General features: G+C 39.9%; 19 protein-coding genes, 1 tRNA gene, 3 rRNA genes and 1 other RNA gene. 4 read left to right on the top strand and 20 right to left on the bottom strand.

Annotated elements, in window-relative coordinates:
• The first annotated feature begins 308 nt into the window (after positions 1–308).
• On the top strand, positions 309–587 hold the full coding sequence (locus PSR12_RS00315) for a transition state genes transcriptional regulator AbrB (RefSeq protein ID WP_004229214.1): 279 nt from the start codon (positions 309–311) through the stop codon (positions 585–587).
• Between the two features lie 234 nt (positions 588–821).
• On the opposite strand, the gene rsmI is transcribed toward PSR12_RS00315, so the two are convergent.
• The 20 genes from rsmI to ffs form a co-directional block, all read right to left on the bottom strand.
• Positions 822–1697 carry a 16S rRNA (cytidine(1402)-2'-O)-methyltransferase gene (rsmI, locus tag PSR12_RS00310; RefSeq protein WP_221683393.1) on the bottom strand — a complete coding sequence of 292 codons (876 nt, stop codon included), beginning with the start codon at positions 1695–1697 and terminating at the stop codon, positions 822–824.
• Positions 1694–1957, bottom strand: a complete 264-nt coding sequence (locus PSR12_RS00305; protein WP_274771117.1) for a GIY-YIG nuclease family protein — start codon at positions 1955–1957, stop codon at positions 1694–1696. Before PSR12_RS00305 ends, rsmI begins: the two co-directional genes overlap by 4 nt.
• Positions 1941–2690 (bottom strand): tRNA1(Val) (adenine(37)-N6)-methyltransferase, encoded by a 750-nt coding sequence (locus tag PSR12_RS00300; protein ID WP_221683392.1) that lies wholly within the window; start codon positions 2688–2690, stop codon positions 1941–1943. Before PSR12_RS00300 ends, PSR12_RS00305 begins: the two co-directional genes overlap by 17 nt.
• Before the next feature lie 63 nt (positions 2691–2753).
• Complete coding sequence (gene yabA / locus PSR12_RS00295; protein WP_004229222.1) at positions 2754–3110, bottom strand: DNA replication initiation control protein YabA; 357 nt, start codon at positions 3108–3110, stop codon at positions 2754–2756.
• Positions 3111–3137: 27 nt separating this feature from the next.
• Complete coding sequence (locus PSR12_RS00290) at positions 3138–3953, bottom strand: PSP1 domain-containing protein (protein WP_048395431.1); 816 nt, start codon at positions 3951–3953, stop codon at positions 3138–3140.
• The gene (gene holB, locus PSR12_RS00285) at positions 3946–4950 is read right to left on the bottom strand and encodes a DNA polymerase III subunit delta' (protein ID WP_221683391.1); all 1005 of its coding nucleotides are present in this window, start codon (positions 4948–4950) and stop codon (positions 3946–3948) included. The genes PSR12_RS00290 and holB overlap by 8 nt, the downstream gene beginning before the upstream one ends.
• 148 nt (positions 4951–5098) lie before the next feature.
• Complete coding sequence (locus PSR12_RS00280; protein ID WP_004229228.1) at positions 5099–5539, bottom strand: YaaR family protein; 441 nt, start codon at positions 5537–5539, stop codon at positions 5099–5101.
• Between the two features lie 108 nt (positions 5540–5647).
• On the bottom strand, positions 5648–5977 hold the full coding sequence (locus tag PSR12_RS00275; RefSeq protein ID WP_004229230.1) for a cyclic-di-AMP receptor: 330 nt from the start codon (positions 5975–5977) through the stop codon (positions 5648–5650).
• A gap of 311 nt (positions 5978–6288) precedes the next feature.
• Positions 6289–6918 (bottom strand): dTMP kinase, encoded by a 630-nt coding sequence (gene tmk, locus PSR12_RS00270; protein WP_221683390.1) that lies wholly within the window; start codon positions 6916–6918, stop codon positions 6289–6291.
• 17 nt (positions 6919–6935) lie between these two features.
• Positions 6936–8360, bottom strand: a complete 1425-nt coding sequence (locus tag PSR12_RS00265; RefSeq protein WP_255601758.1) for an aminotransferase class I/II-fold pyridoxal phosphate-dependent enzyme — start codon at positions 8358–8360, stop codon at positions 6936–6938.
• 275 nt (positions 8361–8635) lie between these two features.
• Positions 8636–9073, bottom strand: coding sequence for an SRPBCC domain-containing protein (locus PSR12_RS00260; RefSeq protein ID WP_274771113.1), 438 nt, complete (start codon positions 9071–9073; stop codon positions 8636–8638).
• Positions 9074–9178: 105 nt separating this feature from the next.
• Positions 9179–9294 (bottom strand): 5S ribosomal RNA (rrf, locus tag PSR12_RS00255).
• A 70-nt stretch (positions 9295–9364) separates the two neighbouring features.
• A 23S ribosomal RNA gene (locus PSR12_RS00250) occupies positions 9365–12292 on the bottom strand.
• Positions 12293–12473: 181 nt separating this feature from the next.
• Positions 12474–14025, bottom strand: a 16S ribosomal RNA gene (locus PSR12_RS00245).
• The 16S, 23S and 5S rRNA genes sit together here, the layout of an rRNA operon.
• Before the next feature lie 283 nt (positions 14026–14308).
• Positions 14309–14581, bottom strand: a complete 273-nt coding sequence (locus tag PSR12_RS00240; protein WP_004233951.1) for a pro-sigmaK processing inhibitor BofA family protein — start codon at positions 14579–14581, stop codon at positions 14309–14311.
• 75 nt (positions 14582–14656) lie between these two features.
• A complete protein-coding gene (locus PSR12_RS00235) occupies positions 14657–14872 on the bottom strand; it encodes a YaaL family protein (RefSeq protein ID WP_004233954.1) in 216 nt (71 codons plus the stop codon).
• Positions 14873–14885: 13 nt separating this feature from the next.
• Positions 14886–15482, bottom strand: coding sequence for a recombination mediator RecR (gene recR, locus PSR12_RS00230; protein WP_221683476.1), 597 nt, complete (start codon positions 15480–15482; stop codon positions 14886–14888).
• An 11-nt stretch (positions 15483–15493) separates the two neighbouring features.
• Positions 15494–15808 carry a YbaB/EbfC family nucleoid-associated protein gene (locus PSR12_RS00225; RefSeq protein ID WP_274771110.1) on the bottom strand — a complete coding sequence of 105 codons (315 nt, stop codon included), beginning with the start codon at positions 15806–15808 and terminating at the stop codon, positions 15494–15496.
• Between the two features lie 20 nt (positions 15809–15828).
• Positions 15829–17613, bottom strand: coding sequence for a DNA polymerase III subunit gamma/tau (dnaX, locus tag PSR12_RS00220; RefSeq protein WP_221683475.1), 1785 nt, complete (start codon positions 17611–17613; stop codon positions 15829–15831).
• 141 nt (positions 17614–17754) lie between these two features.
• An RNA gene (gene ffs, locus PSR12_RS00215) (signal recognition particle sRNA large type) lies at positions 17755–18022 on the bottom strand.
• 168 nt (positions 18023–18190) lie between these two features.
• Here ffs and PSR12_RS00210 point away from each other — a divergent pair.
• The 3 genes from PSR12_RS00210 (at position 18191) to PSR12_RS00200 (ending at position 20548) form a co-directional block, all read left to right on the top strand.
• A tRNA-Ser gene (locus PSR12_RS00210) sits at positions 18191–18283 on the top strand.
• A 126-nt stretch (positions 18284–18409) separates the two neighbouring features.
• Positions 18410–19669: a sensor histidine kinase gene (locus tag PSR12_RS00205; protein WP_221683473.1), complete on the top strand. Its 1260-nt coding sequence runs from the start codon at positions 18410–18412 to the stop codon at positions 19667–19669.
• Entirely contained in the window at positions 19670–20548 is an 879-nt protein-coding gene (locus PSR12_RS00200; protein WP_048391012.1) for a response regulator, read from the top strand.
• Positions 20549–20620 lie beyond the last annotated feature (72 nt).

Here is a 20620-nt window from a genome sequence, read left to right as displayed (position 1 = left end):
ACGAAGTACGAAATTCGTTTCAATGAAAGTTTATTAAACGCGAAAATTGTCGAATAATATATTTAATCCATTAAATGACTTAAATAAGAACCTTTTTTACTATTAACAAAAATATTTATTAAAAACCTTTTAAAAAAATTAAAATACCAGCATTCTTCTCAAAAAATTTTTTTAAAAACCATAATATTAGTGCATTAATTAATTGACGTTTATGGCATTACTTGGTATGATAACTATCAGACAAAGAAATAATGTCGAAATTTGACGAAATACCAATATAACTTTTATAAATTAGGAGGAAATCTATTATGAAATCAACAGGGATTGTTCGTAAAGTCGATGAGTTAGGTCGTGTAGTAATTCCTATCGAGTTACGCCGTACGCTAGGTATTGCTGAAAAGGACGCTTTAGAAATCTATGTGGATGATGATAAAATCATCTTAAAAAAATATATGCCTAATATGACATGTGCTGTTACTGGTGAAGTTTCAGATGATAACTTCCGTCTAGTTGGAGGCAAATTAATTTTAAGTCCAGAAGGCGCTGAAATGTTAGTTAAAGAAATTCAATCTAACTTAAAAAAATAATTAGTTACTCACCTAAATCAAAACAGTGATTTAGGTGTTTCTGTTTATTAATATAACCAATTTCTTAATCCCTTATAATGTCCATGTCAGACCTTTCTATTTTAGGTTACTATTATTTACAATTATTATCAATTTAAAATTGTGTCTCAAAATTATTACTTTTCAACTTTTAAGTTTCGAAGTCATTAACTAAATAAAAATAAAGAGCTACCCTATTAAGGTAACTCTTTACTATTAATCACTATGATATTCATTATAAACATCTCGCTTTGACACTTGCCTTAACTTAGCTACTTCTTTAATGGCTTCTTTTGAAGATACATTCGATTGATTGATAATGAAATCAACATGTTCAACAATGGACATGTTTTGCCAATAGGCTTCTTCATGATCTTCCTCTTCTACACAGCTATTACCTTCAAGAACAATACAAAACTCTCCTCGTATTTCCTCTGTTTGTGACCATTCTATAGCTTCAGACAAAGTACCTCTTAAAAACTCTTCAAACTTCTTTGTCAGCTCTCGAGCTAAAACAATACGACGTTCCCCCAGTATAGCTTCCATATCTTTTAATGTATCCTTTAAGCGATGTGGTGCCTCATATAGTAAAATCGTTTCTTGGCGTTTTTTTAATTGTTCTAATTGCTGGCGACGTTCCTTTTTTCCGCGATTCAAAAATCCATAAAAGAAAAATGGCTGTGGCGATAACCCAGATGCAATTAATGCTGAAATCGCTGCATTAGGCCCTGGCACTGGTACAACAGAAAAGTTTTGAGCAATTGCTTTTTCAACTATATCTGCACCTGGATCAGAAATACAAGGTAAACCTGCATCACTTACTAATGCAATTGTTTTTCCTTCCTGTAGTAATGTTAACAATTTTTCTCCACCTACGGCTAAATTATGTTCGTGGTAGCTGATTAGCGGTGTTTCAATCTCAAAGTAGTTACACAGCTTTTTGGTGTTTCTAGTATCTTCTGCCGCGATAATATCGGCTTCTTTTAAAATGCGAAGTGCACGCACACTCATATCTTCTAAATTACCAATAGGTGTTCCTACCAGATATAAACAACCTGTCTGTTCGTGTATTGTACTTTTTTGTGATTTCACGATTCGCCCCTCCTTATATAATTAATTTTCTGTGTTCTTGTTAATTGCTTAAAGGCATATTCAGCACGCATTGCTGCTTGCTTTGTCTCAAATATTTCTTTATAAATACATTTCACTGGACCTCTAGCTCTTGTATATTTTGCTCCTTTACCAGCGTTATGTACAGCAACACGTTTTTCTATATTATTTGTATACCCTGCATAAAGAGTTTGATCAGCACACTCTAACACATAAAAGTAGTGATTATTGCTCTTTTCCATAAAGAATTTCTCTCACTTCTGCCGTGTATTCATTATTAGCATCATAAACATACAACGGCGGCAGAATTTTTAAATCAGGCTTTCCATCTTTTATTCCTTCTATTAATAATGTATTCGCCTCTTTCCCTTCCTTCGGATAAATGAGCTGCATCCGTTTAGGCTCTAAGCGATTTGCTCGCATAGCTGTCACAATATCTAATAATCGCCCTGGTCGGTGGACAAATGCGGCCTTGCCCCCTTGCTTTAATAATTTACTTGCTGATTGAATTGCTTCTTCCAATGTTAAATACAATTCATGGCGTGCAATGGCATGATGCTCACTAAGGTTTTTATCACTTGCTTCATGTGCTAAAAAATAGGGTGGATTACAGGTAACCACATCATACTTTTCAATGCCAAGTTGTTTCGGTATTTCTTTAACATCTCCAAGAATCATTTGAATTTGCTGTTCTAGCTGATTGTAACGGATACTTCTCTCTGCCATCTCAAATAAACGTGGCTGAATTTCTACTCCCGTTATCTGTCCCTTTGTACGTGCACTTAAAAAAAGTGGTATCACACCATTTCCTGAACATAAATCAACCATTTTTCCTTTATGATAAGGAATACTGACAAACTTCGAAAGCAGTACTGCATCTAATGAGAACGAAAAGACCGAGGGACTTTGAATAATACGTAAATTCTCAGCCAACAAATAATCTAACCGCTCGTCACCTTTTAGCCATTTTTCCATACTTACTCCTCCTACACTACAAAACAAAAGACTGACACCACCGTAGCGGGAATCAGCCTTTTATTACACATTTTGTTTATTTAAAAATGATAGACAAAACAGACAATCCTCACCCTTACGTGAACTTCCAAAATGAACATGGCAAACATGGAAGCCCTCTTGGTAGAGGCGAGCTAAGTTATCATATCCCTCACCAATATCTAGCGGACTCTCTTTCTTTACTTCAGCAGCTTGTACGGAGTTTGTATTAGAAAGTAGTTCTTCTAGACGTGTACGTAGGTGATGATTTTCTGTTTCAAGCGCCTTATGCTCTTCCATCATTAACGCTACAAATTGTTTCAATGCACCAAATTGCTCCTGCATTGCTTCGAGCTGTTGTTCGAACTCCATAACGGTATCTAAGAAATTACGGTCCTTCACCCAAGCCACCTCGTTAAATTCTCTATCTTAAATAAGATTTTTTTCGCATGCTAGCAGTTCTTCTAGTGTATACTCAACTGTGCGTTCCTGCTCATGTAAATATACTTGAATAAGTCTTTCCAGCACATTTAGCCCTACTACTTTCCCACGGCCATCTGGTGTCATTGTTATCTCACCAACATCTGGCATGCCCTCTTTTGCTTCTTCATATTCATCATTTTCATACTTTAAGCAACACATTAAACGTCCACAAAGGCCAGATATTTTTGAAGGATTTAATGATAAGTTTTGATCTTTAGCCATTTTAATAGAAACAGGCTCAAAATCACCCAAAAATGTGGAGCAGCAAAGCATTCTACCACATGGACCGATACCACCTAAAAGCTTGGCTTCATCACGCACACCGATTTGACGAAGTTCAATACGTGTTCTAAAAACCGAGGCTAAATCTTTTACTAGATCCCTAAAATCAACTCGTCCTTCAGCTGTAAAGTAAAAAATAATTTTATTACGATCAAATGTATATTCAACATCTACAAGTTTCATTTCTAAATTATGCTCTATAATTTTCGTACTAGCGAGCTCAAATGCACGCTTTGATTCCGCTGCATTTTCCTCTACTTGTATACGATCACGATCATCTGCTGGTCTAAGTACTTGTTTTAGTGGTAATACAACATCATTATCACCCACTACCTTTTGAGGGACAACTACTTTTCCATACTCTACACCGCGGGCTGTCTCTACAATAACATATTGACTATCTTCTAGTAGAAATGATGCCGGATCAAAATAATATATTTTACCCGCCTTTTTAAAGCGGACTCCTACTACATTATACAAATGTATATCCCTCCTGCAGATTTAGCATTAACTGCTCCATCAATAACGTCCTATTCATGTTACGCTGTAAAGAGGCGCGAGCTTGTAAAATAGATTCCATCTGATTTGATAATCTCTCATAAGTGGAATATAGCGCAACTTCTTTAAATAGTGGTAACATGTCTGGATAAGTACAAGCTGCCTCGGGATTAGCTTTTATTGACACTATATCACGGTAAGCAAATAGTAGTAAATCCAATGCTTGCTCCATCTCGCTTTTTTCTTTAAAGTGAGGCAACCACTCTTCATGCACAATAAGCAATGCTTCGTGTACATTTTGCCGAATGGCCTCTACTAATTTTAACACTGTTTTTCGAGCGAGTGCAAACTGCTCATCATTTGCTAAAAATATCGCTGTTTCTACCTCGTTTGTCATCATGCTTACTGTTGAGGCCATTGAATGAGAAATATTATTTTCCTGTAAATGCTTCAACAAAACATGACGTGGCATTTTTTGAAATTTGATATGTTGACAACGAGAACGGATAGTTGGAAGTATTGACTGCATTTGCTCTGTTAGTAATATGGCAGTTACTTCTCCTTCTGGCTCCTCTAAAAATTTAAGTATCATATTTGCAGAGGCTGTATTAAGACGGTCTGCATGATGAAGCACATAAATCTTACGTCCTTCTTCTACACCCACCATTTTCATTTCTCCGATGAGCTCTCGCATCTGATCAATTTTTATGAATTGACCATCTGGATAAATTTGATGAATATTTGGATGATTTCCCGAATCTACACGTTTGCAATTTCGACATGTTTCACATGGAACATTTCCATTTGGTTTCTCGCATAACATTAATTTGACAAAAAAGTGCATAATATCTGCCTTGCCTGTACCTTTTTCGCCATCAAAAATATATGCATGTGCTAATCTATTCTTGTCAAATATTGTTTGAAGCTGCTTCATTACGACTGGCTGCAGTGTGAGTAGCTCTTCAACATTCTTGGCCATACATTTAAATTCCTTCCTGTCTCTACAACAAAAAGTGATACTTTCTTGCACTCTTGTAAAGAAATATTGCAGTTGTTTACTTTAATGACGAGTAGCCACATCAACATTTGAAAAAAGCCCGCGCCTAAATGAGAACGAGACACGGGTTTTACATATATAAATTAATTAGTAAGCCTTTAATTTCACCGATTTTATCAAGAAGATCTATTGCTTCCTTTTCTTCGTCTAAAAGATCCTGTGCAAGTTCGACAAGACGTGTATCAATGGTTTCAATGATTTTCAGACGTCTTCCTTCACCAAAACGATTCCAAGTATGTGATTGTTTTAACTCCATACCATGTTCTACTGTCTCTTGTAGAAATCGTTTAACAAGCATTTTAAACCTAGCAAGTTCTCGTAAATTACGTGATCTAGCTACTCGGTCCCCTGCAGTAGATATATCCCCTAACAAACGCGTGAGTTGTTCTGTTTGCAGCTTATTACCTTGCTTGACGACCATATCTCCAAATCGGTTATTTTGATTATTATTTTGTAGTGGCTCTTTGCGATTTGTATTTAACCCGACACGTATATCTTGATTAATCTTCAAGCTAGTTTCGCCCCCACAGTTTTATCTATTTCTCCTAGGCATAATCGTTTTTAAATAAAATGTTTAATAGTAACAAATAATTAATGATTTAGCTTCGGAGGCTACTTTTTAAAAATGATGGAATTGTTCAATCGGTAAAACAAATACGGTAGCTCCTCCCACCTCTACCTCCACAGGGTAAGGTATATAGGAATCAGCATTTCCTCCTAACGGAGAAACGGGTGCAACCATTTGCTCTCTTGCCCGACAATTATCCCGAATAATATCTAAAAGTTTGGGTATGAGAGAGTCTTCAGTTCCTATAAGAAATGTCGTATTTCCTGAACGTAAAAATCCTCCTGTGCTCGCTAATTTAGTTGCGCGAAACTGATTTTTCGTTAAAGCATTTGATAAGCGGCTGCTATCCTGATCTTGCACTACAGCTACGACTAACTTCATTCGCACTCACCCCTTTTATAAAATTCACTAGATAGATTTCAATTCTATTCTTAAGCCTTAACTTATAAATAATTATCTTAGTTCATCGGAAGTTTAAACTACTGTTGAACTAGAGGAACATCAGCATGTTGACATAAAAACTCTATAAGAAAGTTTTAAAAGAGACATCTACAAGGTTCCCTAAACACATAATGTATCTACACAAAGGTGTGTCAGACCTAATAGGTACTTCCACAAATGATGCCCTCTTAGTGAAGATAAATTAATGGATAGTATCATTATATCACATTGTTGTAGACAACTTCATGCATTTACTGCATTGCTTCCAATAATAATAACCATACATCTTCCACAACACTTTCAATATCTTGATCTGCGTTGACTACACGTATTCGCTCTGGATACTGCTCTACTAATTGTAAATATCCTTCACGTACCTTCTGATGAAACGGCAAGCTTTCAACGTCTAAGCGGTTTACTTCCCGATTGCCAGTTGCATGAATACGCGCTAAGCCAACCTCTGGAGCAAGATCAAATAGTATGGTCACGTCAGGTAATTTCTTCCCAATAGCAAATTCATTAATAGAAAGCACCTCATTGACACCTATACCTCTTGCATATCCTTGATAGGCTAAAGAGGAATCGATAAAACGGTCACATATCACTAACTTCCCTGCATCTAATGCAGGACGTACTTTTTCAAAATAATGCTGGCTTCTTGCTGCAGCATATAACAATGCCTCTGTTCGTTCATCCATAGCAGTATGTGCAGGATTCAAAATAATCGTTCTTATTTTTTCTGCAATCTCAATTCCACCTGGTTCTCTTGTTGCTAGAACTTCAATATTTTTTTCTTTTAATCGCTTTGCTATCATTTGAATGACCGTTGTTTTTCCTGCTCCCTCTGGTCCTTCAAATGTAATAAATAAATTGCTATTCATGCTGTGATTGCCTCCAACTATTTAATAACCTGAATCATTTTTTCTGCTAAACGATGATTCCCCTGGAATGTTGCACCTGCTGCTAGTAGCTCTTCCAATTGACTTAACTTAGCTACTGTTATTCTTTCTCCTGGTACTAATAATGGTATCCCAGGTGGATAAGGAATGATCATATTTGCTGAAATTCGCCCCATTGTACGCATATATGGTAACCATTCTTTCTTTAATGATGCAACCTCATTAAAGGTATATAGAGGCTCAGTAATCGGTACAAAATGATAGGCTGTTTGAGAAGCCGTTATGCTATCTGTTTTAGCTGTGTTTAATAGCGTTGATATAGCCTCTTTTATACGAACCCTGATTTCAGCAAATGGGTAGGTATGTCCTTGCTTCAGCAAAGGTAACACAAATAAAACCTGATTGGCATCTGCCAGTTCCCCATACACATGCTTTGCCTCTAATGCCTCCTGTAATTGAAAGCCACTATAACCATTAACACGTAACAATACTTTAAGTGGATCATCTACTTCAATTACTTCTAATGATCCAATTGCTCGTAATGCATCTACCCATTGATTCTTTTTTTCTATTATATATGCCCCATCACTCTCCATATATGTCTGTACATAATAGCGAGCATCATCTAATGATGCTAATAATAAGTAAGATGGACTACTAGATTGTAACATGCGTAAGTAGTGATGTATTTTGTCAGCCTCTATCAATTGCGACTTAACATGCATAAAAGAAGCCATCGTCATAGCAGGTAGAGTCTTATGGGCTGATTGAACAACAACGTCTGCTCCAAGTGTCAATGCAGATGGCTGAAATAGCGTACATGCATTAAAATGAGCGCCATGTGCTTCATCCACCAATACAGGTATTCCCTTCTCATGACAATAAGCAATTTGTTGCTGTATTTCATTCGAAGTCATCCCATAATAAGTAGGATATGTTAAAACTACTGCTTTCGCCTCTGAATAATTTTCTACGGCTTCTTTTAAATCTCTATAAGTTACATGTGTCGCCGACATTGTCCGTTCATCCCATAGCGGCGACACAAAAATTGGCTTAGCCCCAACAAGTTCAATAGCATGGAAAATTGATTTATGTGCATTACGCTGAACAATAATGGTATCACCTTTGTTACAAGTAGCATAAATCATTGCTAAATTGCCAACAGTAGACCCTCCTACTAAAAAGAAGCTCTTCGTTGCTCCATATGTATCTGCCAATAAATTTTCGGCTTCTAATATCATTTCCTCAGGGTAATGTAGATCATCTAATCCCGATAATTCAGTTACATCATAACGCATTACATCCTTAAATGCTTGAGGAAGATGGGACAGTTCGCCATGCTTATGACCTGGGACATGAAAAGAAATATTTTGTTGCTGTCGAAAACGTTCTAACCCTTCTATAATTGGTTTTTTCTTTTGCAAAACAAACACCCATTTTCGTTAGATTCTCGTTTAATTATACGAAATTATAAGGAGAGAAAAAAGCTATCCTTTCACAGGTAATCCACTTTATTTAGTAAACAACCTTTTCATCAAAATTAATCACAGCTTGATGTCATTATCGTTGACGCTTCATCCAAAAATAGAGTCATCTATACCTAAACCATCTTTTTTGCAGCAGTAAGAGTTGCTTATTAAAATAAAACCGATTATTGCTGTTATCTGTAATAATCGGTTCACCACTTATTTTCATATCACTAGTCTTGTAATGCTTGAATGGCCATTGCTTCCACTAATTGCTCTATCAGTCGAGGTACAAAATTATCTAATACAGGATTCATCATTCCTGCTAAAAATCCACTAGCTTTCATTGTTAAATTACCAATCAGTTGTGGTGATTCATTTTGATTTTGTATTATTTCAAAAGAACCATTACCAATTATCGGATCAGATAAACCCTCTAAATCAAACTGTATTTGATGAGCATCAGATTTTTTTACTTTAAGTTTTACTTTAACAGCTTTCTGAATTATGCCAAAGTCTCCTTGGAAGACCCAGATCATATCGACTTCATTTATTAATTCGTGATGTAAATAACCTGGTATTAAAACAGCCCATTGTTCTCTATTTTGAATAAAATTCTCTAATTTTTCTTTTTGTATATTGATTTCCTTACTGCATTGTCCTGTTGCCACTCTATTGCACCCCTTTGTTTATTTTTATCGCTCTATTAAACTTTAACATTTTATAGGTTTCTATATAAACAAAAAAACCACTGAGTTCTCAGTGGTTACTTATTTGCCTAGCGACGTCCTACTCTCACAGGGGGAAGCCCCCAACTACCATCGGCGCTAAAGAGCTTAACTTCCGTGTTCGGTATGGGAACGGGTGTGACCTCTTTGCCATCATCACTAGACTTTGTATTTAATTGAAAGAATTGTTCTTTCAAAACTGGATAAACGATACATTGAATGCTTCAAACTTTTTTGGTTAAGTCCTCGATCGATTAGTATTCGTCAGCTCCATGTGTCACCACACTTCCACCTCGAACCTATCTACCTCATCGTCTTTGAGGGATCTTACTTACTTGCGTAATGGGAAATCTCATCTTGAGGGGGGCTTCATGCTTAGATGCTTTCAGCACTTATCCCGTCCACACATAGCTACCCAGCGATGCCTTTGGCAAGACAACTGGTACACCAGCGGTGTGTCCATCCCGGTCCTCTCGTACTAAGGACAGCTCCTCTCAAATTTCCTACGCCCACGACGGATAGGGACCGAACTGTCTCACGACGTTCTGAACCCAGCTCGCGTACCGCTTTAATGGGCGAACAGCCCAACCCTTGGGACCGACTACAGCCCCAGGATGCGATGAGCCGACATCGAGGTGCCAAACCTCCCCGTCGATGTGGACTCTTGGGGGAGATAAGCCTGTTATCCCCGGGGTAGCTTTTATCCGTTGAGCGATGGCCCTTCCATGCGGAACCACCGGATCACTAAGCCCGTCTTTCGACCCTGCTCGACTTGTAGGTCTCGCAGTCAAGCTCCCTTGTGCCTTTACACTCTACGAATGATTTCCAACCATTCTGAGGGAACCTTTGGGCGCCTCCGTTACCTTTTAGGAGGCGACCGCCCCAGTCAAACTGTCCGCCTGACACTGTCTCCTGCCCCGCTAAGGGGCATGGGTTAGAATTTCAATACAACCAGGGTAGTATCCCACCGACGCCTCCTTCGAAGCTGGCGCTCCGAGATCTCTGGCTCCTACCTATCCTGTACAAGTTGTACCAAAATTCAATATCAGGCTACAGTAAAGCTCCACGGGGTCTTTCCGTCCTGTCGCGGGTAACCTGCATCTTCACAGGTACTATAATTTCACCGAGTCTCTCGTTGAGACAGTGCCCAGATCGTTACGCCTTTCGTGCGGGTCGGAACTTACCCGACAAGGAATTTCGCTACCTTAGGACCGTTATAGTTACGGCCGCCGTTTACTGGGGCTTCAATTCGCAGCTTCGCTTGCGCTAACCACTCCTCTTAACCTTCCAGCACCGGGCAGGCGTCAGCCCCTATACGTCACCTTACGGTTTTGCAGAGACCTGTGTTTTTGCTAAACAGTCGCCTGGGCCTATTCACTGCGGCTCTCATGCGCTTGCACGCTCAAGAGCACCCCTTCTCCCGAAGTTACGGGGTCATTTTGCCGAGTTCCTTAACGAGAGTTCTCTCGCACACCTTAGGATTCTCTCCTCGACTACCTGTGTCGGTTTGCGGTACGGGCACCTCTCACCTCGATAGAGGCTTTTCTTGGCAGTGTGAAATCAGGAACTTCGTCCATACGGACTCGCCATCACAGCTCAACGTTACAGTGTGCGGATTTGCCTACACACACGCCTTACTGCTTGGACGCGCACAACCAACGGCGCGCTTACCCTATCCTACTGCGTCCCCCCATTTCTCAAACGGTGAGGAGGTGGTACAGGAATATCAACCTGTTGTCCATCGCCTACGCCTATCGGCCTCGGCTTAGGTCCCGACTAACCCTGAGCGGACGAGCCTTCCTCAGGAAACCTTAGTCATACGGTGGACGGGATTCTCACCCGTCTTTCGCTACTCATACCGGCATTCTCACTTCTAAGCGCTCCACCAGTCCTTCCGGTCTGACTTCAACGCACTTAGAACGCTCTCCTACCACTGACATCGTAGATGTCAATCCACAGCTTCGGTGAATCGTTTAGCCCCGATACATTTTCGGCGCAGCGTCACTCGACCAGTGAGCTATTACGCACTCTTTAAATGATGGCTGCTTCTAAGCCAACATCCTGGTTGTCTGTGCAACGCCACATCCTTTTCCACTTAACGATTACTTTGGGACCTTAGCTGGTGGTCTGGGCTGTTTCCCTTTTGACTACGGATCTTATCACTCGCAGTCTGACTCCCGTGTATAAATATCTGGCATTCGGAGTTTGTCTGAATTCGGTAAACCGGGATGGCCCCCTAGTCCAAACAGTGCTCTACCTCCAGTATTCTCATCACGAGGCTAGCCCTAAAGCTATTTCGGAGAGAACCAGCTATCTCCAAGTTCGATTGGAATTTCTCCGCTACCCACACCTCATCCCCGCACTTTTCAACGTGCGTGGGTTCGGGCCTCCAGTAAGTGTTACCTCACCTTCACCCTGGACATGGGTAGATCACCTGGTTTCGGGTCTACGACCACGTACTATTTCGCCCTATTCAGACTCGCTTTCGCTGCGGCTCCGCCTTCTAAAGCTTAACCTCGCACGTAATCGTAACTCGCCGGTTCATTCTACAAAAGGCACGCTATCACCCATTAACGGGCTCTAACTACTTGTAGGCACACGGTTTCAGGATCTCTTTCACTCCCCTTCCGGGGTGCTTTTCACCTTTCCCTCACGGTACTGGTTCACTATCGGTCACTAGGTAGTATTTAGCCTTGGGAGATGGTCCTCCCGGATTCCGACGGAATTTCACGTGTTCCGCCGTACTCAGGATCCACTCAGGAGAGAACGAACTTTCGACTACAGGGCTTTTACCTGCTCTGGCGGACCTTTCCAAGTCGCTTCATCTAACTCGCTCTTTTGTAACTCCGTATTGAGTGTCCTACAACCCCAAGAGGCAAGCCTCTTGGTTTGGGCTCTTCCCGTTTCGCTCGCCGCTACTCAGGGAATCGATTTTTCTTTCTCTTCCTCCAGGTACTTAGATGTTTCAGTTCCCTGGGTCTGCCTTCAAGACGCTATGTATTCACGTCAAGATACTACGCGATTAAACGTAGTGGGTTCCCCCATTCGGAAATCTCCGGATCAAAGCTCACTTACAGCTCCCCGAAGCATATCGGTGTTAGTGCCGTCCTTCTTCGGCTCCTAGTGCCAAGGCATTCGCCGTGCGCCCTTAATAACTTAACCAAGTTATTAAGCCTATAAAAAACTTAAAAAATAAATGTGTTTGTTACAATTTCAATGTCGTTTTATCCAGTTTTCAAAGAACAAGTTTTGAAGTGTTTCATTCAGATAGAATGAACCTTCAAAACTGAACGCAAAACGTAATCGTACAAACCCAAGGTTTGTATTCCGAAATAATCCTTAGAAAGGAGGTGATCCAGCCGCACCTTCCGATACGGCTACCTTGTTACGACTTCACCCCAATCATCTATCCCACCTTCGGCGGCTGGCTCCAAAAGGTTACCTCACCGACTTCGGGTGTTACAAACTCTCGTGGTGTGACGGGCGGTGTGTACAAGGCCCGGGAACGTATTCACCGCGGCATGCTGATCCGCGATTACTAGCGATTCCGGCTTCATGTAGGCGAGTTGCAGCCTACAATCCGAACTGAGAACGACTTTATCGGATTAGCTCCCTCTCGCGAGTTGGCAACCGTTTGTATCGTCCATTGTAGCACGTGTGTAGCCCAGGTCATAAGGGGCATGATGATTTGACGTCATCCCCACCTTCCTCCGGTTTGTCACCGGCAGTCACCTTAGAGTGCCCAACTAAATGATGGCAACTAAGATCAAGGGTTGCGCTCGTTGCGGGACTTAACCCAACATCTCACGACACGAGCTGACGACAACCATGCACCACCTGTCACCGTTGCCCCCGAAGGGGAAACTATATCTCTACAGTGGTCAACGGGATGTCAAGACCTGGTAAGGTTCTTCGCGTTGCTTCGAATTAAACCACATGCTCCACCGCTTGTGCGGGCCCCCGTCAATTCCTTTGAGTTTCAGTCTTGCGACCGTACTCCCCAGGCGGAGTGCTTAATGCGTTAGCTGCAGCACTAAGGGGCGGAAACCCCCTAACACTTAGCACTCATCGTTTACGGCGTGGACTACCAGGGTATCTAATCCTGTTTGCTCCCCACGCTTTCGCGCCTCAGCGTCAGTTACAGACCAGAAAGTCGCCTTCGCCACTGGTGTTCCTCCAAATCTCTACGCATTTCACCGCTACACTTGGAATTCCACTTTCCTCTTCTGCACTCAAGTCCCCCAGTTTCCAATGACCCTCCACGGTTGAGCCGTGGGCTTTCACATCAGACTTAAAGGACCGCCTGCGCGCGCTTTACGCCCAATAATTCCGGACAACGCTTGCCACCTACGTATTACCGCGGCTGCTGGCACGTAGTTAGCCGTGGCTTTCTAATAAGGTACCGTCAAGGTACAGCCAGTTACTACTGTACTTGTTCTTCCCTTACAACAGAGTTTTACGATCCGAAAACCTTCTTCACTCACGCGGCGTTGCTCCATCAGGCTTTCGCCCATTGTGGAAGATTCCCTACTGCTGCCTCCCGTAGGAGTCTGGGCCGTGTCTCAGTCCCAGTGTGGCCGATCACCCTCTCAGGTCGGCTACGCATCGTCGCCTTGGTGAGCCGTTACCTCACCAACTAGCTAATGCGCCGCGGGCCCATCCTATAGCGACAGCCGAAACCGTCTTTCAGTCTCTCGCCATGAAGCAAGAGAGATTATTCGGTATTAGCCCCGGTTTCCCGGAGTTATCCCAAACTATAGGGTAGGTTGCCCACGTGTTACTCACCCGTCCGCCGCTAACGTCAAAGGAGCAAGCTCCTTTTCTGTTCGCTCGACTTGCATGTATTAGGCACGCCGCCAGCGTTCGTCCTGAGCCAGGATCAAACTCTCCATAAAAGAAATTTGATTAGCTCAAATTGTTTTGCTGGCATCATGTTTGATGTCCAAAATTGTGTTTCGTTCACTAACCGAAGCTAGTTACTTAAAACTTTATTGATTACGTTTTGCTTGTTCAGTTTTCAAGGTTCATTTTGTTTACTGCTGTTTCAGCAGCAACTCTTATATAATATCATGCGCCACACACCATGTCAACAATAATTTTAAAATTATTTTTTCGTTTCAATCAGTTGTATTAGCGACTTTTATAACTATACCATAATCTTTTTATATTGCAAGCCTTTTATAAAATAAATATTAAAGCTGTTATTCCTAAGACACCAGGAATACCTAAAACAGCGATTGTTAAGACCGAAAACAGATTGATTGGCACATTATATCCTATATAACCAATACCTAAATGGATTACAAATAATAGTAGAAAAGCAAATGCAAATCTAAACCAAAACACCGATAATCCTTCTAAGATTTTACCCATTTTAGCATGTCTTATTATTACATAAAGAAAAAGAAGCCCGACAGGAATACAAATACTCATAATTACTAACTCAGACATATAGTTGCCCCCTCAAGTAAATAATTATGAAAGTTTATGTTTCCTGTTTTGCTTCTATGAATATTTTACAAAGAACTATTTTATTAATACCTTACGAATTCTAGCTTCCTTAAACAAATAGAAATGAATACTTTCTGCTGTTTTGCGTTGAGCAATTACACCTAGGTCATAATCATCCATTAATTCTTCTATTATCTTTGCCTGCTGTAAATCCTCTTTTGTTTCTTTAATCAGATTCACAAGCTTATCATCAAATTCCTTTTTTAATTTCCCTTTACTACGGAAGAACATACTAATCCCTCACTCATAACTCGCGTCGGCCTTCCATTGCCTTAGACAGCGTAACCTCATCTGCGTATTCTAGATCTCCACCTACTGGCAATCCATGAGCAATACGAGTTGTACGAATGCCTGACGGTTTGACAAGGCGAGAAATATACATAGCGGTTGCCTCACCCTCGATTGTTGAATTTGTAGCTAAAATAAGTTCTTGAACACTTTCATCTTGCAAGCGCACTAGCAAAGAAGCAACATTAATGTCTTCTGGACCAATACCATCCATTGGTGAAATAGCTCCTTGAAGTACATGGTACATACCATTGTAGTCACGCATTTTTTCCATTGCAATCACATCTTTTGTATCTTGTACAACACAAATAATAGAATGATCTCGCTGCTTATCTGTACATATGTGACAAGGATCTACATCCGTTATATTGCCACAAATAGAACAGTAGCTTAGGTTTCGTTTAGCATCAATTAGTGCTTTAGAGAAAGATAATACATCGTCTTCCTTCATTGTTAACACAAAAAACGCCAGACGAGCCGCAGTTTTCGGCCCGATACCTGGCAATTTCATAAAACTATCGATCAATTTAGATATTGGTTCTGGGTAGTACATATGAATACCTCCTAGAATGGAAGGTTTAAGCCTTGCGTGAATTTACCCATTGTTGAGTTTGTTTTTTCTTCTACTTTTTTCAACGCTTCATTTGTTGCAATAACAATTAGGTCTTGTAGCATTTCGATATCTTCTGGGTCTACTACAGATTCATCTAGAGTTACTGAAACTACTTCACGCTGACCAGAAACTGTTACTTTCACCATACCGCCGCCTGCAACACCTTCAAATTGCTCAGCATTTAGAGCTTCTTGAGCCTCCATCATTTCCTTTTGCATTTTTTGCATTTTTTTCATCATACCTTGCATATTTCCCATTCCACGCATAAATGTTTCCTCCTAAAAATTTAATCTTCAATAATTTCAACAAAATCTTTACCAAAGAGCTTTTCAGCCTCTGTTACAAGTGGGTCTTGTGAAGCAAGAGGTTGGGCATCATCGATAAATGGTTCTTCTGGCATTTCTGCCGGTGGTGGCTCTAATAATTCTTCTCCATGCTCTGATTCAGTCTGTGATTTCTTTTGCTGCAGACCATGATCACGAATAAACTCTTCACGCATTTTTAACCATGATTCTTCTGGTATACATAGCATCTCGTACATTGTACCAGTTTGCCCTGCAATTAATTGTGTAAAGTGAGCCTTTAAAGACTGGTTGTCGGCAACCATCTGACAATGAATATCATACTTGAATTTTAACACAAAAGCACTTGAAGATGCCGCAACAGGTTCGGCTTCTGCTAAAAGAGCAGATTGTGATTTTTGCATTTGACTTAAGGCTTGTGCCCAAATGGACTTAATACGTTGCACATCCTGCTTTGTTGCATCTTTCAGCACTTCCTGAATACGACCTGTAGGTGCTTTATAACCATTCGGGCTTTTAGCTCGAGGCCGTTGCTCTTTTTGTGCTGTCGTCGTTTGCATAGGTGTCCCCGTTTGCAGTTGTAAGGATAGTTGCTGAACCAGTTGTTCAAGAGCTACAATTTTTTGAGTGAGATCAGGGTTTTCTCCCATTTCATTTGTAGTCACCGTCTGATGGGCTATCCCTCCTGAAAACTGTACCATTTTAAGCAAAGCCGTCTCTAAATAAATTTTGGTATGGTGAGAGAAACGCATCTCTTGCTGTGTCTTTGCAAGTATATCAATATATCCATAAAGCATATTTGGTGCAAACTCGTGCGCTAAAGTGAATACACGTTCCTCAGGAGATACAAGCTCTAAAAGTTCAGCTAAATCATCACTTGTTTGAAGTAATAATAAATCGCGGAAAAATGTAATTAAATCCTCTGAGAGTCGCAAAGGGTCCTTACCGTCAGCTATAAGTTGCTCTAAAAGGGTAAGCATTTGCGCAACATCTTTTACTTTGAGTGCCTCCGCTAGATCATAAAAAACATCCTGACTAATAGAACCTGTAACTAACAACGTATCCTCAAGTTTTAATTTTTCGCCACTAAAAGACACAACTTGGTCCAATAAGCTTAAAGCATCACGCATTCCCCCTGCGGCTGATTGTGCAATCACCTTTAAACCTTGTTCTTCATATGGTAAGTCAATATCTTCTAAAACAACTTTCATACGTTCAATAATATCATTAGTAGAAAGTCGTTTAAAATCAAAGCGCTGACAACGAGAAATGATCGTAGCAGGCAATTTATGAGGCTCTGTAGTTGCTAAAATAAACACGGCATGAGGAGGTGGTTCTTCCAACGTTTTTAAAAGAGCGTTAAAAGCACTTGTAGAAAGCATATGCACTTCGTCTATGATGTACACCTTATATCTACTGCTTGCGGGAGCAAAACGAACCTTTTCTATGATATCCCTTATCTCTTCAACACGTGAATTTGAGGCTGCATCAAATTCAATTACATCTGGATGAGAACCATCTGTAATACTTATGCATGTAGCACATTCATTACACGGCTCTTTCGATGGTGCATGTTCACAATTCAAGGCCTTCGCAAAGATTTTAGCAGTACTTGTTTTCCCTGTACCACGGGGCCCAGAAAACAAGTAAGCATGTGTTGTTTTATTTGCTAGGAGAGCATTTTGTAGCGTTCTTTTGACATGTGTTTGACCAGACATTTCTCGAAAAGATTGCGGTCTATACACACGGTAAAATGCTTGATACGTCACTGATTTCCTCTCTCCTTCTCCATTTAATTGAATAGTTTTATTATAGCATTTGCTGCATTATATAGAAAATGAAGTTGCTAAATTTAAAATAAAAAAGCATCCGCCTATAATAGACGGATGCTTTGAATTGGCAATTTAATGCCGTGCACCTTTCCTTGACAGCCGCACATAAGCGTTACTCTTGTCGTTAGCTCAGATTAGGCAACCCCGCGGCACATGAATAAGACCACTTAATGCTGCTTCCTTCCGGACCTGACATGGTTCATGGGTATCCATTGCGCAGGACCCAATCGTCAACACTACGTGCAAAAGGCAGACCAAACAATACGGACAGCCTCGAAAAAGGAATTCAGTCTCGCTAGAGCGGATTGCGAGTTACAGGACACCGCTACCTTCCCACCTAGCACGGCAATAACTAGTATACTGACTGTTTGTATAAAATGCAACTTAATGCACAAATTATTTATTTCTAAGTGACGATTTAAACATTATATATTTTTTCAAAAATTATCTTGACGTTCGTTTCTAGTTATGATAAATTTATTTTTGTCGATAAGACAGTAAAGCAATATAACATGGAGGTATACCCAAGTCTGGCTGAAGGGATCGGTCTTGAAAACCGACAGGCGGGTAACACCGCGCGGGGGTTCGAATCCCTCTACCTCCTCCAGTTTTAAATTTCCGACTACGAATGTAGCCGTTTTTTTTTGCCTAAATTGTATGTATTACTTGTTAGATACCACTTCCGCCTCGGTTGTGGTATTTTTTATTATATCAATGATGGGAGGTTGTTGAATTGCAATCGAAATTACTTATGACGCGTGCTTCCCTTACTTGGATTTTCATTATTGCTGTTATGACCGCAATAGGTAGTGAAATTAAAATTATGCCTTTTGCTAATACAACTTTCCGTTTTGGTTTAGGAACAATTGTCTTCTTTTTATGCACATTAATTAAACCTACACCAATTATTTTAGCAGGTGTAGCTACCGGTATTGTGACAACTATTTTTCGGGTTATTAATTCGACATTACATGATGTTCTGATTGCCGAGAGTATATTTAACCATTTACCAGCCGGTTTATTTTATGTATTGTTTGCAGTATGCCTGCAAATTTTAGATATTCAACAATACAGAGAAAAACCACTAAAACTTGGTTTACTCGTTGCTTTTAGTGAGGTCATCAGTAATTTAGCTGAACAAATTTTCCGATTTTTTGTCCAAACATATACTTTTTTATTTCTCCATGATCTCTTGATCCTATTAGCGGTAGCATTATTACGAAGCTTTTTTGTAGTAGGGATTTACAGCTCTATTTTGATAGCTGAACAAAAAAAGCGGGTACAAGAAATGCTGAATATTGGATCTGATCTCTATGTGGAGACACTATATTTAAAAAAGTCAATGAATCATATTGAAACAATTACAGGTAGTGGTTATGAATTATATCGTCAGTTAAAGACGCTAGGTTTTCGAGCGGAAAGTTTACAAGCACTTCATATTGCCCAGGAAATCCATGAAGTGAAAAAGGATTCTCAACGGATATATGCTGGTATTTCAAAGATTGTCGGGGAAAAGAGCTTTGGCCCTTTTGTATTATCTGAATTATTGCATTATATTGAAGAAGGTAATAGGAAATATGCAGAATTACTTGGTAAGGAAATTCAATTTAATACATGTATAGACTTTGATTTTCAAACGAAAGATCATATTGCACTCCTTGCTCTATTAAATAATTTATCAGCCAATGCTGTTGAGGCTATTGAAAAGCAAGGGATCATTTCTATTGCTATTGAGCGCCAAGAGGATAATACTGTAATAACCGTATGTGATAATGGACAAGGGATTTCCCAAGCAGATATTTCTGTTATTTTTGAACCTGGATACACCACTAAATTCAATGTTGATGGTGTTGCAGCAACTGGCATTGGGCTTTCGCATGTTGCTGAACTAGTAGAAAAATTAAAAGGCTCAATAACCGTTGAATCAAACAATCAATACACAACGTTTAAAATCATAATTCCTACGCAAACTATTCAAACGGGAGAGACTTAAATGAGGTATTTTATTGTAGATGATGATCGTGCAAGTCGTGTTATGTTAAAGCAAATTATTGAAGATAGCGGGTTAGGAACAGTTATTGGTGAGGCTCGAAATGGTGAAGATGCCATTCCGCAAATTTTAATGACACAGCCAGAGTTTGTACTTATTGATTTACTGATGCCTAAGCTTGATGGTATAGCAACTGTGGAACAACTTATGCAAAATCGTTTCGAGGGACAATTTATTATGATTTCACAGGTAGTGAATAAGGAAATGGTTGGCGAAGCCTATGAGCAAGGAATTGATTTCTTCATTCATAAACCAATCAATCGTATTGAAGTTGAAAATGTTTTAAAAAAAACAACTGAACAATTTCGACTTAAAAATTCACTATTAGTGATACGTCAATCACTTACAAACATTGAGTTAAGTGAACAAAAGACTCATAAAGCTACATCACGAGACCATATTCAATCTATTTTGAATGATATGGGGATTGTCGGGGAAATTGGTAGTGAGGATATCATTGCCATTATAGAAACATTACTTGCTCACCAGCACAAGATTGCACCCCTTCCTCCATTAAAGGAGCTTTATGAAGAAATTGCAGCTGTGACCAAGGCTACGCCAGATGAAATTTTAAAAGAGAGTAAGGCCATCGAGCAGCGTGTGCGTCGTACAATATTAGCTGCCATGATTAATCTTGCTAATTTAGGGGTTGTTGATTACACAAACTCAGAATTTGAGTACTATGCCCCTCGCTATTTTGATTTTAAAGAAATTCGTCAGCTCATGACACAGATTGAAGATCACGATAATCGTAAAGCAAAGGTAAATATTAAGAAGTTTATTCAAGTGTTATATTCAGACATTTTAACAAAAGTAAATTAATTTTCTCGGATTTTGTCGGATTCCATAAGTCCTCCGTATTATTAAAGTAAGGCGTGTCCTAAAAATTTAATA

Origin of the sequence: Lysinibacillus sp. G01H (genome assembly GCF_028872195.1) — a bacterium.
GTDB classification, from domain to species: domain Bacteria; phylum Bacillota; class Bacilli; order Bacillales_A; family Planococcaceae; genus Lysinibacillus; species Lysinibacillus capsici.
This window is presented reverse-complemented; position numbering and strand designations above follow the sequence as displayed.